This window comes from Lactobacillus melliventris, from assembly GCF_013346935.1.
Classification (GTDB): Bacteria; Bacillota; Bacilli; order Lactobacillales; family Lactobacillaceae; genus Lactobacillus.
In genome coordinates, this window is record NZ_JAAEEB010000003.1 from 91,125 (window position 1) to 111,963 (window position 20,839).

At 35.7% G+C, this 20,839-nt stretch carries 22 protein-coding genes; 19 read left to right on the forward strand and 3 right to left on the reverse strand.

Annotation, left to right across the window (positions count from 1 at the left end):
* The first annotated feature begins 218 nt into the window (after positions 1-218).
* The 6 genes from GYV61_RS03405 to GYV61_RS03430 all read left to right on the forward strand — a co-directional run bounded on the left by GYV61_RS03405 (position 219) and on the right by GYV61_RS03430 (position 5,042).
* Positions 219-1,064 (forward strand): glycosyltransferase family A protein, encoded by an 846-nt coding sequence (locus GYV61_RS03405; RefSeq protein ID WP_174794790.1) that lies wholly within the window; start codon positions 219-221, stop codon positions 1,062-1,064.
* Complete coding sequence (locus tag GYV61_RS03410; RefSeq protein ID WP_174794791.1) at positions 1,061-1,717, forward strand: alpha/beta fold hydrolase; 657 nt, start codon at positions 1,061-1,063, stop codon at positions 1,715-1,717. Before GYV61_RS03405 ends, GYV61_RS03410 begins: the two co-directional genes overlap by 4 nt.
* 154 nt (positions 1,718-1,871) lie before the next feature.
* Positions 1,872-2,852, forward strand: coding sequence for a ribose-phosphate diphosphokinase (locus GYV61_RS03415; RefSeq protein WP_174794792.1), 981 nt, complete (start codon positions 1,872-1,874; stop codon positions 2,850-2,852).
* 141 nt (positions 2,853-2,993) lie between these two features.
* Entirely contained in the window at positions 2,994-3,677 is a 684-nt protein-coding gene (locus GYV61_RS03420; protein WP_174794793.1) for a TetR/AcrR family transcriptional regulator, read from the forward strand.
* A gap of 11 nt (positions 3,678-3,688) precedes the next feature.
* A complete protein-coding gene (locus tag GYV61_RS03425) occupies positions 3,689-4,519 on the forward strand; it encodes a hypothetical protein (RefSeq protein WP_174794794.1) in 831 nt (276 codons plus the stop codon).
* Positions 4,520-4,568: 49 nt separating this feature from the next.
* A complete protein-coding gene (locus tag GYV61_RS03430; RefSeq protein WP_174794795.1) occupies positions 4,569-5,042 on the forward strand; it encodes a nucleoside 2-deoxyribosyltransferase in 474 nt (157 codons plus the stop codon).
* Positions 5,043-5,102: 60 nt separating this feature from the next.
* Here the strand turns inward: GYV61_RS03430 and GYV61_RS03435 are convergent, their stop codons facing one another.
* Positions 5,103-6,107 carry a CAP domain-containing protein gene (locus GYV61_RS03435; RefSeq protein WP_174794796.1) on the reverse strand — a complete coding sequence of 335 codons (1,005 nt, stop codon included), beginning with the start codon at positions 6,105-6,107 and terminating at the stop codon, positions 5,103-5,105.
* 124 nt (positions 6,108-6,231) lie between these two features.
* On the opposite strand from GYV61_RS03435, the gene GYV61_RS03440 reads away from it, so the two are divergent.
* The 11 genes from GYV61_RS03440 to GYV61_RS03490 all read left to right on the forward strand — a co-directional run bounded on the left by GYV61_RS03440 (position 6,232) and on the right by GYV61_RS03490 (position 15,611).
* Positions 6,232-7,254 carry a helveticin J family class III bacteriocin gene (locus GYV61_RS03440; RefSeq protein ID WP_174794797.1) on the forward strand — a complete coding sequence of 341 codons (1,023 nt, stop codon included), beginning with the start codon at positions 6,232-6,234 and terminating at the stop codon, positions 7,252-7,254.
* A 168-nt stretch (positions 7,255-7,422) separates the two neighbouring features.
* Positions 7,423-8,508, forward strand: a complete 1,086-nt coding sequence (locus GYV61_RS03445; RefSeq protein WP_174794798.1) for a D-alanine--D-alanine ligase family protein — start codon at positions 7,423-7,425, stop codon at positions 8,506-8,508.
* Positions 8,509-8,533: 25 nt separating this feature from the next.
* A complete protein-coding gene (locus GYV61_RS03450) occupies positions 8,534-9,310 on the forward strand; it encodes a MerR family transcriptional regulator (protein WP_174794799.1) in 777 nt (258 codons plus the stop codon).
* Between the two features lie 125 nt (positions 9,311-9,435).
* Positions 9,436-10,560, forward strand: a complete 1,125-nt coding sequence (locus GYV61_RS03455; protein WP_420870797.1) for a YibE/F family protein — start codon at positions 9,436-9,438, stop codon at positions 10,558-10,560.
* Positions 10,557-11,327, forward strand: coding sequence for a YibE/F family protein (locus GYV61_RS03460; protein WP_174794801.1), 771 nt, complete (start codon positions 10,557-10,559; stop codon positions 11,325-11,327). The genes GYV61_RS03455 and GYV61_RS03460 overlap by 4 nt, the downstream gene beginning before the upstream one ends.
* On the forward strand, positions 11,314-12,132 hold the full coding sequence (locus GYV61_RS03465; protein ID WP_174794802.1) for an alpha/beta hydrolase: 819 nt from the start codon (positions 11,314-11,316) through the stop codon (positions 12,130-12,132). Before GYV61_RS03460 ends, GYV61_RS03465 begins: the two co-directional genes overlap by 14 nt.
* A gap of 176 nt (positions 12,133-12,308) precedes the next feature.
* Positions 12,309-12,572 (forward strand): hypothetical protein, encoded by a 264-nt coding sequence (locus tag GYV61_RS03470; protein WP_046324173.1) that lies wholly within the window; start codon positions 12,309-12,311, stop codon positions 12,570-12,572.
* A 179-nt stretch (positions 12,573-12,751) separates the two neighbouring features.
* Positions 12,752-13,282: a hypothetical protein gene (locus GYV61_RS03475; RefSeq protein ID WP_174794803.1), complete on the forward strand. Its 531-nt coding sequence runs from the start codon at positions 12,752-12,754 to the stop codon at positions 13,280-13,282.
* Between the two features lie 51 nt (positions 13,283-13,333).
* On the forward strand, positions 13,334-13,924 hold the full coding sequence (locus GYV61_RS03480) for a TetR-like C-terminal domain-containing protein (RefSeq protein WP_174794804.1): 591 nt from the start codon (positions 13,334-13,336) through the stop codon (positions 13,922-13,924).
* A gap of 143 nt (positions 13,925-14,067) precedes the next feature.
* Positions 14,068-14,955 carry an SDR family NAD(P)-dependent oxidoreductase gene (locus GYV61_RS03485; protein ID WP_174794805.1) on the forward strand — a complete coding sequence of 296 codons (888 nt, stop codon included), beginning with the start codon at positions 14,068-14,070 and terminating at the stop codon, positions 14,953-14,955.
* A 2-nt stretch (positions 14,956-14,957) separates the two neighbouring features.
* Positions 14,958-15,611, forward strand: coding sequence for a nitroreductase family protein (locus GYV61_RS03490; protein WP_110445489.1), 654 nt, complete (start codon positions 14,958-14,960; stop codon positions 15,609-15,611).
* Between the two features lie 80 nt (positions 15,612-15,691).
* Here the strand turns inward: GYV61_RS03490 and GYV61_RS03495 are convergent, their stop codons facing one another.
* Positions 15,692-16,048 (reverse strand): aggregation-promoting factor C-terminal-like domain-containing protein, encoded by a 357-nt coding sequence (locus GYV61_RS03495; RefSeq protein ID WP_174794939.1) that lies wholly within the window; start codon positions 16,046-16,048, stop codon positions 15,692-15,694.
* Positions 16,049-16,285: 237 nt separating this feature from the next.
* Here GYV61_RS03495 and GYV61_RS03500 point away from each other — a divergent pair, with 237 nt between their 5' ends.
* Positions 16,286-18,817: a M1 family metallopeptidase gene (locus GYV61_RS03500; protein WP_174794806.1), complete on the forward strand. Its 2,532-nt coding sequence runs from the start codon at positions 16,286-16,288 to the stop codon at positions 18,815-18,817.
* A 371-nt stretch (positions 18,818-19,188) separates the two neighbouring features.
* Here GYV61_RS03500 and GYV61_RS03505 read toward each other — a convergent pair whose 3' ends face one another.
* Positions 19,189-19,902 (reverse strand): MurR/RpiR family transcriptional regulator, encoded by a 714-nt coding sequence (locus GYV61_RS03505; RefSeq protein WP_174794807.1) that lies wholly within the window; start codon positions 19,900-19,902, stop codon positions 19,189-19,191.
* Between the two features lie 140 nt (positions 19,903-20,042).
* On the opposite strand from GYV61_RS03505, the gene GYV61_RS03510 reads away from it, so the two are divergent.
* Complete coding sequence (locus GYV61_RS03510; RefSeq protein ID WP_174794808.1) at positions 20,043-20,828, forward strand: carbohydrate deacetylase; 786 nt, start codon at positions 20,043-20,045, stop codon at positions 20,826-20,828.
* The last annotated feature ends 11 nt before the right edge of the window (positions 20,829-20,839 follow it).

Here is a 20,839-nt window from a genome sequence, read left to right on the forward strand (position 1 = left end):
TTTCTATGTTTTGTTCTTTCTTAAGATTATTATATAGCAATTGCCTATTTTTAACTATAATATTCTATAAAATTATAAACAGTTATTTCCCTCCTTTTAACTGTCCTTAATTATACTAAATGATAAACGCAAAAGTTTAAATTATAGTTATGTACTACTTACTTTACGTTATTTTTAATATTTAAGATGGTATAATAACAAAAGTGAAGGAGGGAGCTATGACTCAGCAACCTGAATTAACTGTCATCATGCCAATTTACAATGTTGCAAAATATTTAACTCGTGCACTTGATCATTTAGCACAGCAAGATGATCCGAATTTTAAGTTGTTAATTGTCAATGATGGTTCAACCGATAATAGTAGAAAAATAGCTGAGAGCTATCGCGAAAAATTCCGCTACTTTAAAATAATAAACAAACATAATGGTGGCTTATCCGATGCACGTAATGTAGGTATTGCAAACGTTGATACACCATATTTTACTTTCCATGATGGTGATGACTGGGTAGATTCCGGTTATACAGCATTTTTTGTGAATGCTTTTCATGATCATCCCGATGCAGCAATGGTTTCCTGTGGCTTTTGGCTTGATTACGAAAATAAGCCGGATTCAGTTCCCGCAACTAAAAAAGTTGTGCAAGGGATGAAAGGCAAGGCTAGAACGTACCAGTTAATCAGCAACCCATTTGGTTCTTTATGTGATAATCACTGCTTGGCTACTCCTGTTAAAGGCTACACCTGGAACAAGGGTTATAAATTGTCAATTGTGCGCCAGAATCATCTTAGCTTTAAGAAAGACTTAGCTTTCATGGAAGATCAAATATTTAATGTCCAATACTTGGCTTTAACAGAGGGCTTTTATTGTGATAGCAAGCCTTTATATCATTACTGGCAACGCAAAGACAGCATGGTTCATCACTTTAATTCAAAAATGATTCCTGATAATTTTAAAGCGAATTACATAATTGCTAAAATTATTATCCGTAGCTTGTGGCATGAACATAAGAAGGAAAATGGTTCTAATCAGAAGTTGATTGAGGCTAGTGAGAGAGACCAAAGATGAGAGAAAAAGTAAATGGTAATGAACTTTATTACAGTAAATTAGGTAAGGGCGCGCCACTTCTTCTATTACACGGACACCATTTAGATGGCGGCATGTTTGACCAGATAGTGGCTCCTTTGTCTCTTTATTACACGGTTTATGTGCTGGATATGAGGGGTCATGGTCTGAGTCAGGGAGAAGCGGCAGAACACTACCAGACTGAAGTTGAAGACCTTGCGGCTTTTATTAAGCAGGTTCATATCAGAGGCTGCTATTGCTTTGGCTTTGATGCAGGCGGCTTAGTGGCAATGATGCTGGCAAGTCAAGACCAAGATATCTTTAAAAAGCTGATGATAGCAGGTGTTTTTGTTAACGGTAATGGCATCAGGCCTTACCACTATCTGACTGAAGGTTTTCTGCGCTTCTTACGCATGAACCGAGACAGTAAAGTAGAATTATCAGAGAGCTTTATGTCGGTTGACAGCTTAAAGGCAATTAAAATACCTACCTATTGTGTAGTAGGTGAAAAAGACTGGGTTAAAGTAGAGCATGTCCGCTGGTATAGTCAAATTATTCCTCAAGGACAGCTTTTGGTCATGCCCAGGCAAAAACATGAAAGTTACGCCGTAAAGAGTTTCAAATTACTAAACTTAATGGAAGACTTTTTCCAATAGGTCATTAAATTTTTAGAATTAAGAGTAAATTCGCATAGTAGAAGCCGAAAGTATCTTCGGCTTTTTGCTTGAATTATTACTTTTCTAGGCACTAAGGACTTTTTTGGTTATAATAGACTTGCAAAGATTGTATTTTTTAAAAAACGAGGTAGCTATGAACAAGGAAGAACTTCTTCAGTTAATGCACCCAATGAAGCTAATTGGGCTGGGCGGAAATCCCGCTTTAAATGAAAAAATTGCGCAAATATTGAAAAAGCCATTAATCGAAACTGCTGTGCAGCATTTTAGCGATGGCGAAATTCAAGTTAATATTGGCGAAAGTGTCAGGGGGTGTGATGTTTTTGTCATTCAGTCAATTCAAGATCCTGTAAATGAAAACTTTATGGAATTAGAAATTGTTTTAGATGCCTTGCATCGTGCTTCAGCGCATAGGGTTAATGTAGTAGTACCATATCTGGCTTATTCACGCTCAGATACCAAAACTCGTTCACGGGAACCAATTACTGCTAAACTCATAGCTAATTTATTACAAATTACTGGTATGGATCATTTAATCGCACTTGATTTGCACGCTTCACAAATCCAAGGCTTTTATAATGTTCCAGTTGATCATTTGCACGCTATGCCATTATTAGCGCAATATTTTATTGATAATGGCATCGCTTCTAAAGACGAAGACGACATTGTCGTTGTTTCACCGGATCATTCTGGTGCTAAACTTGCTCGTAACTTTGGCCAGTGCTTTGATGCTCCCATCGCAATTGTAGATCAGCGCCGTGCCCGTTATGACGCTGATGTACATGATATGATCGGTGATGTTAAAGACAAGAAATGTATTATTGTAGATGACTTAATTGATACAGGATCGCGTATTTCCTCTTCAACCAAGTCTGTTTTAGCAGCAGGTGCAAAGAAGGTTTATGTTGCTGCCACACACGCACTGCTCTCACAAAACGCGCTCGAAGTTCTAAATGAATTACCAATTGAACAAATTGTAGTGACTGACACAATTAAGCATAGCCATTATCCGGACAGAATGGTTCGTATTTCTGTTGATTTGCTTTTGGCGCGAGGAATTAATTATGTATATAATGATCGCTCAATGCATTTGTTAAGTGAAAGTGATTTAAAGTAAAGACATATTAAATGGCTTACTGCTAACATTTTTCTCTTTAGTATAAATTATAAGCATATAATATACCGGTGCCTTTTTTGTTTATTTATTCTATATCATTGGTATAATTAAGGCAAAATGTATAGGAGCTGAGAAAACATTATGGCACGACGTAAAAATTACAAAAGAAGACGTACAATTTTAAGTAATACATTTCACTTAATTAGAGAAAATGGAATGGATAGTGTTTCATTTCAAATGATTGCAGAAAAGTCGGGAATTTCCAAATCCTTACTGCAATCGTATTATCCCCATAAATCAAACTTGATTACTGATGTAGTGCGCAATATTCTCAATACATTAGATAAGCAGGTGCAAAAATTTGGTGTTAGCAAGGAAGACGAAGTTTGTGCTCGCACTAAAGCCTTTATTTATGCAATTGAAATGCTGGGGATCAAAGATGAAGGTCTTAAGCGCATTATTACAGAGGTGTTTAAAAGTAACGAGTCGTTAGATTTTTGGAGTAATACCATTAATGATTGGTTAAAGGAGAAACAGCTATTTAACCACGTTGACTTTGATCCGAAAGAAGTACGGCTGGGGATTGCTTTTGCCGTGACAGGTATCAGTCGTCTATATTATGACAATAAAGATTATGACGTTTCTCCTGAAGAAATAGCAGATTATGGTACAAAATCATTTATGTATAGTTTCTTACATTGCTCAGAATCTACTATTGATAAGGCGCTTAAAGAAGGTCATGAAATTATCGAATCTACCGATATTAAGACCATACATCATGCAATAGATACAATGTTTGATGAAGACAAGGAGATTGTCTGTTAGAAAGGAAAAATATGGCAAATGGCGCGCGAGATGGTTTGCACAGAATAAATAAAGAGCAGAACGAGGATTATAAAAAAGTTCTGTCCTTTATTATCTTTCTGATTGTGTCGCTAACCATGATTACCGCTACTTTCCTAAATCCCTTTTTCATGAAAGGGCAAATTAGAAACAATAGCAATGAGGCTGTAGTTGTCAGGCAGATCAACAAGCACTTTGATACTTTAGCAGAAATAATTGGTGCTAATAAAAATGGCAACGCTAATTTGTTGACTACTAAGCAAACACAGCCAATTGCTGACCATATTATTGACTATACGTTGGGTATACCATGGTTTAAATTCAGTAATATGAAATTAGCCAAGCAAATTTTGCATGACATTGATTTAAATGTTGATCAAGGCGTATCTAGTGATGCCCAGTTAGTACAAGAAAAACTAAAAGAGCAGGAAAACAATGCCCCATATGACGTAATAGATGCTTTTAATCTGAATACGGTTACACTTGGGGGCAATGTGGCTTTTATTTTATTAATCGTTAATGTAATTATACTGATAATGGCTATTATTAGTTTGCGGTCATTAATAAGTGATATGAAGTTATTTTTAAATTCAAAAATGCTGACCCACGAAGTTACCGCGTCTGGTATGTGGGCAGGGTTTTGGTTAATATTAATTGCGGGCGTATTGGCAGTTATTCCCGTAATTTTTAACGTTGAAAGTTTAGCTGTATTAGGTTATGTATTGGAAATTAGCAGCAGTATTTTCCTAGATTTTGTCATTGTAGGTGTCATTCTTTATATCCTAAGCGCAATTCCGTGGGAAATTAGCTCGCCAAACAATTAAGTAGCTTGGCTTAAAAAGCAATTGGTCATTTTTACCAAAGGAAGCTCATATGAAAATTTATTTTGCAAATGCCTTGTTTTCACAAGCAGAAATTAATTATAACGCGCAATTAGCGGCAAAAATTCGGCAAATAGATGATGCCATTGATTTATATTTACCTCAAGAAAACGCGTCAATTAATGATAAACAAGCGTATGCTGATTCTAAAATGATCGCCCAGGCAGATACCGCAAAATTACTCAATAGTGATTTGATGGTTGCGGTTCTTGATGGACTTAGCATTGATAATGGTGTTGCCAGTGAAATAGGTGTGGCTTATGCAAAAGAGATTCCCATAATTGGCTTATACACTGATACACGCCAGCAGGGCGCTACTAATCAAAAAAAACTGCACGCTCTAACTCAGATTGCTGAAAATCAATTTCATTATGTTAACTTGTATACTACTGGTTTGATTAAGCTTAATGGAACCATAGTTAATAATGAAAAAGATTTGTTGACTGCTGTTGCACGCTACCTTTAAAGTTTTACTCAGTTCAAAAATATCTAAAACCTCGAAAAAAACAGCTTTTCGAGGTTTTTATTATTGAATTGATTCAGAAGGATTTTTAAGTTGAAACAGCTTAAAGGTATAACTGGTCAAACCTGAGATTTTTACTTCATATTCATGACCAACAACCAGCGGGATTGATCCAGGATAATAAGTGATAATAGTTTCAAAATTGCCATAGCCACTCTTACTGTAATTATGGACATTTTTAGCCTGATAAGTTTGGGCAGTATCCTTATCAGTAATGGTAATTATTGGATTGCCTTTAAAGCTTTGATCTGAAAGATAGACAGACCAGGCAATATTTTGACCTTGCAAAAGTTCAATTGGAAAAACTTCGCTGCTAGGATAAGTTACCATTTCTTGACTGGGAATACGAAAAACATCATCAGGATTAAAAACTTTTTGAACAGAATAGCGGTAGCCATTTTTACCATACGCAGCGCCTGCTCCAGTTGATGTTAGGCGTGTTGATAATAGCCATGCTCGGTGACCAGTGTCAGCGCCTGTTAAATTATATTGGTCGGTTATCAGATCAGTAATAACATCACCAGCTGATTGATCACTAGTATTGAAATTAAGGTTAGCTTTGCTCGAAATGTTGCGAGCTAGCTGCCAAACGTTTTTATTAATTACTTTCGGGCGCTTTTCAAAAGGCAGGCTATGTTGGTTAATCCTAGGGTTAGCATTAAGTGCGGCCAGTACAGCTGCAGTTTTTTGCGCAGCAATATTATCCTGAGAATTTTCTTTAATAGGAGTCAAGCCAAATAGCTGTCTATAATAGTTGGTGTAGGCTAATTGACTATTGAGGTAAGCAGGAACGAGTGTGCCTTGTTTAAATCTGTTTTTAAACTGGGGTTTGCTCAGATAAAGATTATTAAAATTAAAAGTGGTATTATCAAGCTGTGCATATTCCTGTTGTAAATGGGTTACCTTATTTATTTCGTCAGGAGTGAATTCTGCCGCATAAACTTTGGTGTTACTAAATGGAAAAATGAAAAGTAAGCACAAGAGGGCAGTATAAATTTTCTTTATCATTTAAAGAGCTCTCCTTTCTTTAGTATAAATTATAAGGCAAAATCAAATTAACTATTATTAAGATTGAAAAAAATAGTGATGTTTAATAATTTGTTGCACAAGGCTTTTATGAGGACAAAGTATTTTGATTAATAATGCAAATATGCAGCTGGCAAAAAATATCAGTATCAGCTTAAGCAGTAACTTAGATGATTGGGATGGGATAACCGGCCCGGTAGATAAAGATTTGCGGCAAGTAGTAGTACAGAAAACTACTATTAATAATGGCTATGCCTATGTTTTGCAACATGTAGCTGGAGATACTTTTGTTTATCGTGGCCAAAATAACAGTAATACTCTTTTTAATAAGGAATTACCAGTTTTACATTTAGCTGGAACGGCTGCAGGTCATACACAAACTTTGGAGTATGCAGGAAGAAATGGGCAGTGGTTTATTGGCATCAAGCCAAATGATTTGAATTCAGGTTGGTCCAGCTGGTCTAAACAAATTGCACGTATTGAATTGCCACGATATTTTAAAATTACTTCGAATACCAAAATGCGACCGCGATTATCCAATTTAAATTACGCAGGAGCTGATTTTGGTGTCAGTTGTAGTGGAGATCAATTTGCGCGTGTAGAAGTTACTGTATCACCAGATTTACGTTACTTTTTAATAGCCTATGGGGATAATGACTTTACCGGCTATTTTGCACTCTACTATTTAAACGATATTAATAATGCTCTTGATGAAGCAACAACGTTAACCAAACATGTTGATATCAGAATGGTAAATTGTATTGCTGCATTTAAAATACCACATTTATCTGGTCGCATGGGATTGGTAGGCTCATTGCAGGGGTTTGCCATTGACAATAATCGGAATATCTATATTTCCAGTCAGTTTGCGGACGACAGATTGGGCCAAAATCGCAAAATTGTTAAAATTCCTTGGAATGCAGTCAGTCCGTCACAGTGGGAACTAATTGATTTGTCTCATAAAAGTGAATTAGAGATAGCCGGTTATTATACTGAGCTAGAAGGCCTACAACTGGTTGCTAGTAATGATATCTATTTGACCATAGCCTACCACCAGTCTTTTGATCGGGTTAATCCTGGCAAGCATCCCACAAAAATAAATAAGCTTTATGAAATAACCTGGGAATAAAAAGTTATTTTTTTAATATAGTATAAATTTTTTGTTTATGATTTTGCCTTATACAAGGCTTTTTGCTTATAATAAAAATAATCCTAAAAAATTGTCTAAATTACAATTCTTCGGGTTTTTCTTGCCGTATAATAAAAAGTTAAGAAATAATGCTAAGAGGTAAAAATAATGACTAAGAAAACACAAGTTGGTTTAATTTTTGGTGGAAATTCATCTGAATATGAAGTCTCAATCATGTCAGGCCACAATATTTATAATGCGATTGACCAAAATAAGTTTGATGTTCACCCAATTTGGATAACCAATGATGGCTATTTAGCAAGCGAAGAGGATTCATTTAAAGTTTTAAAAGATCCTAAATACACTATTAAGAATCCACATGAAGTGGCCAATATTTCAAACTTAATTCAACTGCAAAATTTACCGGAAATTGATGTTTTCTTTCCAATTGTGCATGGTAATTTAGGTGAGGACGGTTGTCTGCAAGGGCTATTCAGAATCTTGAATAAACCTTTTGTTGGTGATGACGTGTTAGCTTCTGCTGTAACCATGGACAAGGAATTTACCAAAATTTTAGCACAGCGTGTTGGCGTTCCTGTTGCTGACTGGATTGCGATTAAACGCTTTGAATATGAAGACGCTGCTAATGCCAAACGCGATTATGATAAAGTCAGTGAGAAACTAGGCTCTGACTTATTTGTTAAGCCGTCAAACCAAGGCTCTTCAGTTGGCGTTCATCATGTTACCAATAAAGAAGAATTTGATAATGCCTTGGCTGACGCTTTTAGATATGATGACAAGGTCTTAATTGAAGAAACCATTCATGGTACAGAAGTTGAAACTGCTGTTTTAGGTAATGACAAGCCAATTGTTTCAGGCGTAGGCCAAATTATCAATGCAGCTGGAACTTTTTACAGTTATGAAAATAAGTATGATGCTGATTCCACTACTACCTTGCAAATTCCGGCAAAATTACCTCAAGAAATTGTAGATAAAGTTAGAGCAAATGCTTTAAAAGTATATCAAGTTACAGAATGCAGTGGCCTGGCTCGAGTTGATTCGACATTACGTGCTAGTGATAATAAAGTTATTTTGACAGAAGTTAATGCGCTCCCCGGTTTTACTAATATTAGTATGTATCCTAAGCTGTTTGAAGAAGCAGGTATTTCGTATTCTGAACTGATTACCCGCTTAATTGGAAAAGCGCAGGAGCGTTTTGACCATAAGAAAAAGTTGTTACATAAAATTGGTTAATTAATTGTGCTAGGGAGTATATCTGATGAATGAAGATAAGCATAATTTTGAAGAATTAACCGCACCTTCGGCAACGGCTAAACACTTGCACATTAGTGTTGCTACATTACGTAAATATTCTTTAATTGTGGAAAAAGTTACTGGTAAGACTGATTATTATGCCAGAACAAAGCAAAATGCGCGTTTATATAGCAAGCAGGATGTGCAGGATTTGGAAGACTTTCACAAATTGGCGCAGGATAACGGTTTAACCTTACAGGAAGCTGCTCAACAGGTTTTTGCGGTTACTGCTAAAAAAGATAAGCCTGAAAAACCTGAAGATGACAAAAAGCAGGAAGTAATGTCTACTTCTCAGATGGTGAAATTACTGAATGCTTTACAGCAAACAATTGGCCAGCAGAATACAGCACTGAGTAATCTGCAAAAGCAATTGGATCATATCGAAAAGCAGAATAAACAGTTATTGGAAAAGCAAAAAGAGTTGGAAAAGCCTGCTCCTAAAACTACTAGTCCAGAAGATGATTTTAGTGTTTTGCCTGATATTTCAGGAATCGTAACCAATGATGATGACATAACAGATGTAGACGAAATGCCTGATACTAAACCATTAACTGCGGCTGAAAAACGAGCTCAGGTTGCACAAGACGAAGAAAAGTCAAGCGAGCAAATGCATGAGGAAATTTTGGCTAAAGCTAAAGAAAATGCCGAGAAAGGTGCTAGTACCAATACTCACCGAACATTAGCAGACATGCAGGTTGAGCAAGAAAAGACTCATTGGTGGCAACGATTCTTAGATATGTAGGTCTTAAAAAAACGGCTTTTACTTAAAAGTCGTTTTTTATAATATTTAAATTTTGCAAACTTAGCTTAAAATTTATGTTTAATGGCTGTTTTTAAGTTACAGTAGGTAAGTATAAATCGATTGGAATGATTTGGTTGAAAAAAATTAAAAAGCGCTACTTATTTGCGGTATTAATTGCAGCTATAGGTTTGATTCTAACAGCTTGTACCTATTTTGCGACAGATATTTATTCTAAAAATGATGTGGCTGTAATTACCGATACTAAGATTAAGGATACTTTAGAAGAAAAAAGTACAGATGTCTATGGTAATAAAGATGAAACCAGAAAGCAGGTCCTTCATTTAAAAGTCTTGTCAGGTAAGTTTAAGGGTCAAACCTATAAAACTACTAATATATATTACCCCTCGCAATTAGTTACGCAGAAATTTCGCGCGGGACAGAGAGTGTTGGTCAATGTTAAACATGGTGAACCGGTTATTCAGGATCCTAAACGAGACTGGGTTTTGGTTTTAGCTTTGACTGTAACGTCAACGCTAATGGTCGCAGTTGCCGGTAAAAAATCATTTAACTTAATTGCATCAATGATACTCAGCTGGGCGATTTTCTACCTGGTGATCATGCTGGATATCAAACTTAACGGTTCTTATATTGTCTTGCTGTTTGGTTTGGCTGATATTGTTTTTTCATTCTTTAGTTTATTGGTTGTTCAAGGCTTTAATCGTAAAATGCTGGCAACGTGGTTGGCGACAATTCTAGGTACTTTTGTTTCTTTTGCATTGTGTTACTTGATTATGCGCCTGACCGGTGAATCGGAGATCAAATACGAAACGGGAGATTACGCCACCCAAGATCCTCGCGGCATCTTTTTAGCACAAACCTTGCTGGGCATTTTAGGGGCTGTAATGGATGAAGCTACTGATATTATTTCCAGTCTTTATGAATTAATTCAGACTAAAGCTGATTTAACTGCCAAGCAATTAATTAAAAGTGGACGTACTATGGGTCAGGAAATCATGGGACCTCTGATTAATGTTTTGGTATTAATCTTTATGTCTGAAGAATTGCCGATGACTATTATCTATTTGCGAGATAATAACACTTTGCGTTCTACCTTTGGTTTTACTCTTTCACTTGGCGTCACACAGAGTATTATCTCAGCGATTGGTATAGTTTTAACGGTTGTCTTTGCTACTGGCTGCAGCTTGCTGTTTTTAGAAGAGAAAAAGCGGAAAGCGGGGATTGAAGAATGAGTACATTAACTGCCTTACTGATCGTGCTAGCAATCTTAATGACGATTGTAGGTGGAGAAACTGGAATTCGTAGTTTCTTTAGTGTTTTAATCAACACTTTACTATTAATCTTAGTAGCTATTTTGATTTCTTGGGGTATCAGTATCCCTCTTCTGATTTTGATTTTCGTTCCTTTAAAGCTGGTAACTATTATTTTCTTAGGCACGCATGATTATCAGGTTGCTAAAAATTCATTTTATTCTTCTCTAGTTGTTTGTTTAGCAGCCAGCTTAATCATTCTGGGTTTTGAATGGTTAGCGCAAGCTGCCGGACTTGGACCAGAAGCTGGTGAAATTTTGGTTGGCTTATCGCAAATGCCGGGTTTAAGTTATCCCTTAATTGCAGTAGCAGTTGCTATCTTTTCCACACTTGGTGCAGTAGCTGAAGCAGCTGTATCAATGAGTTCAGGTTTATTGGAAATTAAAAAGCATAATCCAGAAATTTCGTATGAAGATCTGAAAGCTAGTGGAGCCAAAATTGGTAATGACGTCTTGGGAACAGCAATGAATACTATTTTATTTGGAATGTTTGGCAGCTTCCTTTCATTATTTTTATGGTACATTCGTCTGAATTACACTTTAGGCGAAGTACTAAATGAAAAAATGTTTGTTAATGAAGCTTTGATTATAATGTACTCTTTAATTGGTGTATTATTAACTGTACCATTAGCAACAACCTTTTTAGCAAAAAACATGGTAAAAGTGGGGGAGAAAAATGAAAGTAAATGATTTAACATTAACTAATTTTAACCAACGCAAGTTCAACTTGCACACATACACTTTGGGGTCAATTGGCGAGCTGGTAACACCAAAACACCCCCTGGCAATTGTAGTTCCCGGAGGCAGCTTCGATCATTTGTCCCAAAGAGAAAGTGAACCTGTAGCGCTGGCTTTCAATAACTGTGGTTTTAACAGCGTGGTCATGGAATATAACCTGGTTCAGGATGAAGGCGATATTTACCCAGATGCAGGTCTGGACGTTTTGACTACTGTTAAGTACTTTCGCGAACATGCACAAGAATATCAGATTGATCCAAACAAAATAGTCACAATTGGTTTTTCCGCTGGTGGTCACGTAACTAGTTTTGCCAACAGTATGGCTAATTCTTCAAAGTATCAGAAAGAGTTTGGCTTTAAGAGTGAAGATGTTCTGCCTGATAAAACTATTTTAGGCTATCCTTTAATTAACTTGACCAAAATTGGTTTTGACATCCCAGAAGATGAGCAGGATAAAGTTCCGCAAGATGAATTTATCAAGGATAGTTCTTTGGGCGTAACCACTAATACGCCAGCAACCTTTATTTTCCATGCCTGGGATGACCCAGTGGTTCTTGTTACTAACACGTTTGAGTATGCGGAAGCTTTACATGATAACAAAGTTCCATGTGAAGTTCATATTTTCAATCGTGGTGGTCACGGCTTTTCCTTGGCAAGAAAAGATATGGTAGTTAAAGGCAGAGAATGGCAAGAAAATCCGCACGCTGCTCATTGGTTTGAACTGGCACAGGAATGGTTAACAAGTGAATGGCAATAAAAGGGAGTACAGATTCTGTACTTCTTTTTGTTCGGTTTTAGAAGTTTTAATTATAAAATTATAATAATACTCATATTAGAAATAAAAAATTTAAATTATTTTAAGCAAAGGTCTTGCATTTATTTCCAGAGGGTATATAATACCGGTATTTAAATCGAAAGAAAGGACATGATTTTTTGAAGCTAACGAAGATAAAAATTTTAACGGCAGTTAATGGCTTACTAACTCTAAGCAGTCTAATCATGTTATTCTTTGGATTATGCAATCAAGTTAATGAGTCAAAGAATCTGCTAGAAGAAGAGCAAGCAATTTCGCTGGACAATAATAATATGATTATTTTGGCGGCTGTAGTTGCTTTGATGGTCTTCGGCTATGCATTCTTTGCTACTTGGTTAAAAGGTGAACCCGCAAAAGTTCATTTATTAAGGCACAGAGCATAAGATGATTAGAAAAACTGAGCTGTACTTCAACGGTTGGGGTACAGCTCAGTTTTTTTATGAAAATAATTTAGACTATCTTTTTTGATTTCCTTTTTATATAGAGTTGCTTGTTTAACTAAACATATTTATGATGAGCATAAGTAACGAAAAGCTAGTAACAAAGAAAGGTATTATTGATAATGTGTACAATAAAAGATGAAGTTTATGATCCGTTTTTACCTACTTTATTATTATCTCTGCATGAGGAATACGTAAAAGAAATTGTAACGGGACAAAAAATAATTGAATACCGCAAGAGTTTTTTTAAAGATAGTTTTCAGGCTTTTGTTTATACTACCGGTAGTAATGGCGGGATACAACTATTTATCAAATGTGCACCTTTGATTCGCAGTAATGCTGCTACTTTAGCTCAGATAGGCCAAGAAATTCAAAAAGACGATTATGGAGAAATATATGACTATTTTATGCCTAAAGATGATGGCTGCATTATGCCTATTTTAAAATCATGTGCTGTTAAAAAAATTTCTCTCAAACATTTGCGAGCAGTTATGCCTGAAATAGTTGTTCCGCAAAAATATTTGTTTTTAGATCGACCTGATAAAAAGGACTTGCTCGACTTTTTATTAAAACAGAAATACGATAACTTAATCATTAATAAATGGGATGAGCGGTATGCAAAAGTTAGGCAAATAGTTGAAGAGAATAAGTAATTGCTGGAAAGTTTTCTAATTAGAATTATAGTGTAAAAAATATAAATAAAAATGAAAAATAAAGAAATATCATTGAATACTAAAAAAGATTTTGCTCAGGCGTTAAAAAAATTGCTTAAAAAAGAGTCATTAGATTCAATAACTGTAAAACAATTGTTAACCTTAACCAATAAAAGCAGGCCCACTTTTTACTATCATTTTCAAGATATACCAGACCTGATCAAATGGACAGTTAAAAACGAAATTATTGATCTTCTAAATAAATCACAGGGTTACGACAGTTGGGATAACGATATTTATAATATTTTCCAATACTTTTATGAAAATCCTTCGTTAGGCAAAGCTTTTTACGAGAACTTGGATATTAAACAATTTGATACTATTTTTAGAGAACCACAAATAAATGTTCTTTTTGGATATATTGATGAAATCATAAGCAAGGAAAACCTACATGTGAGAAAAGAAGACCGTAATTTTATTGCACATTTTTTTACTGGAGGCTTTACTGAAATTGTTCTTGATTGGCTAGGTAATGGGCAACAAGAGTCGCCAAAAGAAATGAAAAAACAGTTTTGTAGAACCCAGAAAAATATTATTGTTCATTCTTTAAAGGTAGCAAGTAAAGATAAAAATAAATACTGAAACAAAACTTATAACAATTTAGCGAATTTGTTAAACATCTAACAAATTATTGATGTTGTATATTTTATTTTTTATGCAAGCGCTTAATATAGATGATGTAAGAAATGTTATTTGATAACAAATACAAATAGAAAGGAATGCATATGAAAGTATTTAAGAATAAAGTAGCATTGATTACTGGTGCAGGTCATGGATTTGGACAAGCATTATCATTAGAGGCCGCTCAAAGAGGTATGAAACTTGCCATTGCTGATATAGATAAGGAAGCACTGAGTAAGACAGAAAATGATATTAAAAAAATAGGTGCAAAAGTGATCAGTATTCCAACTGATGTAACCGAAGAAAAGGATATTGACGCTATGGTTAAAAAAACTATGGCTGAATATGGAGAAATTAACTTGTTAATTAACTCGGCCGGTGTTGCAATTCCTGGACCAATTTGGGAACTTCCTACACGTGACTGGGAGTGGATATTACACGCTGATTTGATGAGCCAAGTTTGGGCATTAAAACGAGTAATCCCAATTATGCGTAAGCAAAAAGGACATGGCGACATTTTAAATGTTGCTTCAATGGCTGGGCTTATTACAAGTCCATTAATGCCTGCATATTATGCTACTAAGTTCGCTGTTGTAGGAATGACTGAAGCAGTTGAATATGATTTACAGGCTGAAGAAGCAAACGTTGGTTTACATGTATTTTGTCCAGCATTCGTAAAAACAGATTTATATCATACCGAAGAACATCGTCCAGAGAAATATACTGATAAAAGTGATCCTTATTATGCTAGTGAAACATTTAAGGAAGGTCAAAAGCAAGCTAAAAAAGATATTACTACTGGAATGCCTTTAGACAATGTACCAAAGATTATTTTTAAGGCTCTTGAAGATAATAAATTCTATATTCTGACTCATCCAGGTATGAATCCGGCGATTGTTGCAAGAGCCGAAAATATTCCTAGTGGTAAAGGACCTGATCTAAAAGCCTTAGCCCCATTTATGGAAGAAACACATGAAGTTGAAGAGGGATAGTAATGAAAGACGATAAAATTATAAATAACAATTTTAAAGATGTGGTATTTAATCGACAATCTGTAAGAAAATTTGATCCAACAGTAAAAATTTCACATGAAGAATTTGAAAAAATGATTGACGAGACTGCCACAGCACCATCCGCATGTAATTTGCAGGCCTGGCATTTTGTAATAGTCGACACGCCTGAAGGCAAGGAAAAACTGAAAAGTTATTTTATGAAATTTAATATGCCTCAAGTAGAAACTTGTTCTGCCATGGTTTTATTATTTGGAGATACTGAGGCTTATAAGTCTTATCGTGACTTATGGACAAAAGCATATCATAATGGTCAGATTGATAAAGCAAAATTAGATGAGGTATTCAGTACATTTCTTCCACTGTATGAACATGCAGACTATCAAACTTTAGTAATGGATTCGTCAATTGATTCAGCATTAGCAGCAATGCAATTTATGTTAGTAGCAAGAAGCCATGGCTACGAAAGTAACCCTATCGGTGGTTATGACATCAAGAAGGCAGCTGAAACTTTTGGACTTGATCCTAAACGTTTTGTACCTGTTATGGCAATTGCAGTCGGCAAAAGGCCTAAAGATGAAGAACCCGAAGTGAAATCTGTTAGATATCCTGTTAAACAGATATTTACATTTGCTTAAATTAAATACATATAAAAACGCAACCTAACTATTAGCTAGGTTGCGTTTTTTAATGGGATAGTGCATTAAAGAGATACTTATTAATACCAGTGGTGGGCTAGCCAAAAGTTCTTAGCGTTAACCCATGAACCATAACGACCGTAAACATATCTGTCAGCGGTTCTTTCTTGATTCTTCTTAGAATAATCACCGTTTAGATAAGCAATGTTTAATTGGTATTTGCCATAACAAACGCCATTACGTGCATAATAATTGCCACCTGATTCACGCATTGCAATCCATTTTTTGGCTGCACGTTCTGCTTTTGACATCTTGGCAGCTTGTACCGTTTGCGTGCACGAATTATTATTAGTAGTTTCCAAAGCAGTGACGAAACTAAATGATAGCGCCAATGCTGTAATTAACTTAAGTATTAAACTTTTACTTTTCTTCAATATCTTCAATCCCCACAATTAACTGTATTAATTCTATGGTTAATAATACACAGTCAATGTGTCATTGTTGTTACAGAAATAACACGCAACTCTTACAAAATTTTTGAAAAATTTAATAATTCTACTAGTTTTGAAAAAATTTATCTTAATAAAGCTAATTATTACTTACATGAATGTTTTAATGTCATTTTTATTTTTGTCTGTTAAAATTGGTAGTAATTAGTATTTTAGGAGGTAAATATGGCTGCTAAACATTTTTATGAAACTTTTCACCCTGAACACTATGATTTATTCATAGACATTAATCGGGAGCAGAAAAGTATTAAGGGTACTTCAACAATTACCGGTGAAGCAATTGAGAATACTATTTTAATTAATCAGAAATATATGAAGATTGCTTCAGTAACAAGTGAGGGCAAAAAAGTACCGTTCACTGTCAATGACGAAAAAGAAGCAATTGCAATCGAACTGGGCCAAACTGGTAAGGTAAAGGTTGAGATTAAGTATTCTGCACCGCTGACCGATTCTATGATGGGGATTTATCCTTCATACTATCAAGTTGATGGTGTGCAAAAACAGATTATCGGTACTCAATTTGAAACAACAGCTGCGCGTCAGGCTTTCCCATGTGTTGATGAGCCGGAAGCCAAAGCAACTTTTTCTTTAGCACTTAAGTATGATGAGCATGAGGGAGAAACTACAATTGCCAACATGCCAGAAGTTAAAGTTGAAGATGGCGTGCACTATTTCGCTCAAACCGTTAGAATGTCCAGCTACTTGATTGCCTTTGCCTTTGGTGAATTACAATCAAAGATTACTGAAACCAAAGACGGCGTTAAAGTGGGAGTTTTTGCGACTAAAGCACATCAAGCTAAGGAATTAGACTTTGCTTTGGATATCGCAAAACGGGCAATTGAATTTTACGAAGAATTTTACCAAACCAAGTACCCGCTACCACATTCTTGGCAATTAGCGCTGCCTGACTTTTCTGCCGGAGCAATGGAAAACTGGGGACTAGTCACATACCGTGAAGTCGCAATTTTGCTTGATCCTGATAATGCAACTCCGTACCAAAAAGCTTATGTGGCAACTGTTATCACTCATGAATTAGCGCACCAATGGTTTGGCGATTTAGTTACTATGAAGTGGTGGGACGATTTGTGGCTCAATGAAAGTTTTGCCAACATGATGGAATATGTTTCAGTTGATGCTTTAGAGCCAAACTGGCATGTTTGGGATAATCTTTACCAAATTTCGGAAGTACCAGCAGCTTTAAAACGAGATGCCACTGATGGTGTCCAATCCGTTCACGTTGATGTGGAACATCCAGCTGATATTGATTCAATTTTTGATAGTGCAATTGTTTACGCTAAAGGTTCAAGGATGCTGGTTATGGTACGGGCACTCTTAGGTGACGATGCCCTGCGCAAGGGCCTTAAGTATTACTTTGAACAGCACCATTATGGCAACGCCACCGGTGATGATTTATGGAACGCCCTTTCAACTGCTACTGATTTAGATATTGGCAAGATCATGCATACTTGGCTTGATCAACCGGGTTACCCAGTAGTTTCCGCCAAAGTAAACTCAGCTGGTCACTTGATTTTGAGCCAAAAGCAATTCTTCATTGGTGAAGGCAAAGATGTTGGACGTAAGTGGGCTATTCCATTGAATGCAAACTTTAAGGCACCACAAATTATGTCTGAAAGAGAACTGGATCTAGGAGATTATCAAGAGTTGCGCAGTGCTGCCGGTCACGCTTTACGTGTAAATGTAGGCAATAGTTCGCACTTCATTGTTAATTATGATGAAACCTTAATGAATGATATTATGGCTGAATTTACTAAGTTGAAGCCGGTTGATCAATTACAATTACTGCAAGACTTGGGACTTTTAGCAGAAAGTAAACAAATTTCATACGCTGAGATTGTCCCGTTACTGCCAAAATTTGCGCATTCTAAGTCATATATTGTCATTAGTGCGTTATCTTCCAGTGTTCGTTCATTGCGTAAATTTGTTACTCCGAATTCACCTGCAGAAAAAGATTTTAAGGCATTCGTTAATAAATTGACCCAAAAGCAAGTCGAACGGTTGGGCTGGCAGGCACAAGCTTCCGATACAGACGATGACAAGAGAATTCGTCCATTAGAAATAGCTTTGTCATTGTATGCCGACAACTCTGCTGTGATAAAAGATGGTCACCAAATTTTTACTGAACACAAGCAAAACTTAAACGAAATTGATGCTTCAGTTCGACCATATGTTTTAATGAATGAAGTTAAGAATTATAATGAGTCAGGCTTAGTTGACCGTTTGCTTAAAGAATATCAAGCTGCCATCGATCCTAACTATAAGGACGATCTTACTGATGGTATTACTAGCACTAAAGATCCCGCTGAAATCAAGGAACTTATTGAGAATTTTGAAAATGCTGCAGTCGTTAAGCCTCAAGATTTGCGTTCTTGGTTTGCGAATGTCTTGGCCAATCCAAAAGGCGAACAATTTGCTTGGGATTGGCTACGGGACCAATGGTCATGGCTGGAAAAAACAGTCGGTGGTGATATGGAATTTACCACTTATATTACTGTGGCTTCAAACATTTTCCATACTGAAAAGAGATTGGAAGAATTCAAAGAATTCTTTGAGCCAAAGGTTGATCAGCCGGGTCTTGGTCGTGAGATCAGAATGGATACTAAGAACATTGAGTCCAAGGTTGACTTGATTAATGCTGAAAAGGATGCTGTCAATCAAGCTGTTAAGGCAGCTTTATAACTAAAATTGTTTAATTTTTAATATCATATTAATAAGTGTTAAAAAAGAAGCTGGTAAATGAATGTTTAAAAACATAATTTACCAGCTTTTTTATGCTTGTATTAATATGTAAATTTCATAAAAGTAAGACTTTACAATATGGCGCTCTCAATTTAGAGTAAGTGAAGTGCTCCAGAATAGTTGGATAGGTAATCTAATTATTGGAGCATTTTTTTACGACTAATTGTTTATACCAACTATATTCTTTACCAGTCGAATTATTATTGATCTTTGTGAAAAATTAGCTTGATTCTAAGAAGGCTAAGTTAAAGTTATTGATACTAAAAGAAAAAATAAATGTCATGCATAAATGTATTAATTTTTGTAATTAATTATAAATACTGACTAACAATATTTTCAATTAAATTAATAGTATTGCCATAAAAATAGTTTAGGCTTGTGTTCTCAGAATCGGGTACACCACTGCCACTTTCTACGACGAAGGCTAAGTCACCTATATTGGCATAAGTGCTGTGTGGTGTAGCAGTAATGGTAATAATGTCGCCGCCATCCTTCTTACAACCTGCAATTTTGATCAAACCATTTTTATTTTCTCCAGATTGTGAGAACGTAATCAAAGTATGAGGCGATTGATCAGATACAATTGAGATTTCAACGCCATCCAGGTCTACACCATAAATTTTTTTAAGTAATAGTTTGCGGTAAGTGTAATTAACTAAAATCTTGCAAAAGCCCTCACCAAATAAATAAGTTCTTTTTTCCAGCTTAATTTTATTGAAAAAATCAGCAACTAATTCAGCGCTTAAATTACAGTGAACAAATGGCAGGTTGGCAAAGGTCTTTAGCGGATGAGTTTTGTAACGAGAGGAAAGGAAAAAGATAAATTCTTTAAAGTTAGCAAAACCAGCGCGCTTGACCAATCTGCTGATTGAAGCAGTTGACAGATAATTTTTCTTCGCTATGTAGCGAATATCTAAGCTATCGTTGGCGATAATGGAGTCAACGATCGACTCAATCACTTTAATATCTTGATGACGCAAATGATTATTAGGGAATAACCGGTCAATTTGAAAGATTTTTGTCATTTATCACACTACCTTGAAAATATTTTCCCATTTTGAAAATCACATCATAATTCATGTGTTTTATTGTTATTGCGCTTTTATTATACTATATTAACTTTGTTGAAAGAAAGCGTTTTAAATGATTTGAAAGGTGTGTGTGAATGAAGCAAGTTGTTATTAATGCCGATGATTTTGGTTATTCACTGGCCGTAAATCGAGGAGTTATTAAAGCGTATAAAGATGGGATGGTTTCTTCCACAACGCTTATGGCAAATATGCCGGGTTGTTTAGAGGCAATCAAATTAGCAAGTGAAAACAAGGACTTAGGAGTTGGCTGTCACCTTAACATTACGACTGGTAAACCAATGACGGATGCCAAAACGCTGGTTGATGCTAATGGCGAATTCTACCATTTAGCTGGTTATAAAAAACACCGCAGTGAAATGGATCCGGAGGAAATTTACCGTGAGTGGTGCGCGCAAGTCGATTTCTTGTTAAGTAAAGGAGTGAAGCTGACTCATTTAGATAGTCACCACCATGTTCATTCTTTTCCTGAGAACTTAGCTCTTATTCAGCGTATTTCTGATAAGTATCAGTTACCGGTTAGAAATTGCTACGGTATCGAAGATCAAGTTAAGTTGTCTTATCAAAGAGGAATTGCTGGTTTTGATGATCTGATGAATTACCCGCATATTCGCAGTTTGGATAAATCTTATCATGCAGACCAAGAACAATGTTTAACAGAAATACAAGCTGTTCTTGATCGTCTGCAAGAAAATCAAATTACTGAGTTTATGGTTCATCCCGCATTTGTGGATGAAACACTTTACTTTGGTTCTTCATTTAATATACCTCGAATTAAAGAAGTGACAATTCTCTGTGATTCTACTTTTAAAAAGAAGTTGCAGGAAAATCAGGTAGAAGTAATTCCTTATCCCAAATCTTAAGTAAAAAAAAG

Bases quoted from the DNA above. Each gene is read 5' to 3' on its own strand.
- GYV61_RS03510 (WP_174794808.1), top strand. From the start codon at position 20,043: ATGAAGCAAGTTGTTATTAATGCCGATGATTTTGGTTATTCACTGGCC.
- GYV61_RS03490 (WP_110445489.1), top strand. From the start codon at position 14,958: ATGAAAGACGATAAAATTATAAATAACAATTTTAAAGATGTGGTATTT.
- GYV61_RS03475 (WP_174794803.1), top strand. From the start codon at position 12,752: ATGTGTACAATAAAAGATGAAGTTTATGATCCGTTTTTACCTACTTTA.
- GYV61_RS03485 (WP_174794805.1), top strand. From the start codon at position 14,068: ATGAAAGTATTTAAGAATAAAGTAGCATTGATTACTGGTGCAGGTCAT.
- GYV61_RS03500 (WP_174794806.1), top strand. From the start codon at position 16,286: ATGGCTGCTAAACATTTTTATGAAACTTTTCACCCTGAACACTATGAT.
- GYV61_RS03455 (WP_420870797.1), top strand. From the start codon at position 9,436: ATGATTTGGTTGAAAAAAATTAAAAAGCGCTACTTATTTGCGGTATTA.
- GYV61_RS03415 (WP_174794792.1), top strand. From the start codon at position 1,872: ATGAACAAGGAAGAACTTCTTCAGTTAATGCACCCAATGAAGCTAATT.
- GYV61_RS03450 (WP_174794799.1), top strand. From the start codon at position 8,534: ATGAATGAAGATAAGCATAATTTTGAAGAATTAACCGCACCTTCGGCA.
- GYV61_RS03405 (WP_174794790.1), top strand. From the start codon at position 219: ATGACTCAGCAACCTGAATTAACTGTCATCATGCCAATTTACAATGTT.
- GYV61_RS03430 (WP_174794795.1), top strand. From the start codon at position 4,569: ATGAAAATTTATTTTGCAAATGCCTTGTTTTCACAAGCAGAAATTAAT.
- GYV61_RS03410 (WP_174794791.1), top strand. From the start codon at position 1,061: ATGAGAGAAAAAGTAAATGGTAATGAACTTTATTACAGTAAATTAGGT.
- GYV61_RS03425 (WP_174794794.1), top strand. From the start codon at position 3,689: ATGGCAAATGGCGCGCGAGATGGTTTGCACAGAATAAATAAAGAGCAG.
- GYV61_RS03505 (WP_174794807.1), bottom strand. From the start codon at position 19,902: ATGACAAAAATCTTTCAAATTGACCGGTTATTCCCTAATAATCATTTG.
- GYV61_RS03480 (WP_174794804.1), top strand. From the start codon at position 13,334: ATGAAAAATAAAGAAATATCATTGAATACTAAAAAAGATTTTGCTCAG.
- GYV61_RS03460 (WP_174794801.1), top strand. From the start codon at position 10,557: ATGAGTACATTAACTGCCTTACTGATCGTGCTAGCAATCTTAATGACG.
- GYV61_RS03465 (WP_174794802.1), top strand. From the start codon at position 11,314: ATGAAAGTAAATGATTTAACATTAACTAATTTTAACCAACGCAAGTTC.
- GYV61_RS03435 (WP_174794796.1), bottom strand. From the start codon at position 6,107: ATGATAAAGAAAATTTATACTGCCCTCTTGTGCTTACTTTTCATTTTT.
- GYV61_RS03445 (WP_174794798.1), top strand. From the start codon at position 7,423: ATGACTAAGAAAACACAAGTTGGTTTAATTTTTGGTGGAAATTCATCT.
- GYV61_RS03420 (WP_174794793.1), top strand. From the start codon at position 2,994: ATGGCACGACGTAAAAATTACAAAAGAAGACGTACAATTTTAAGTAAT.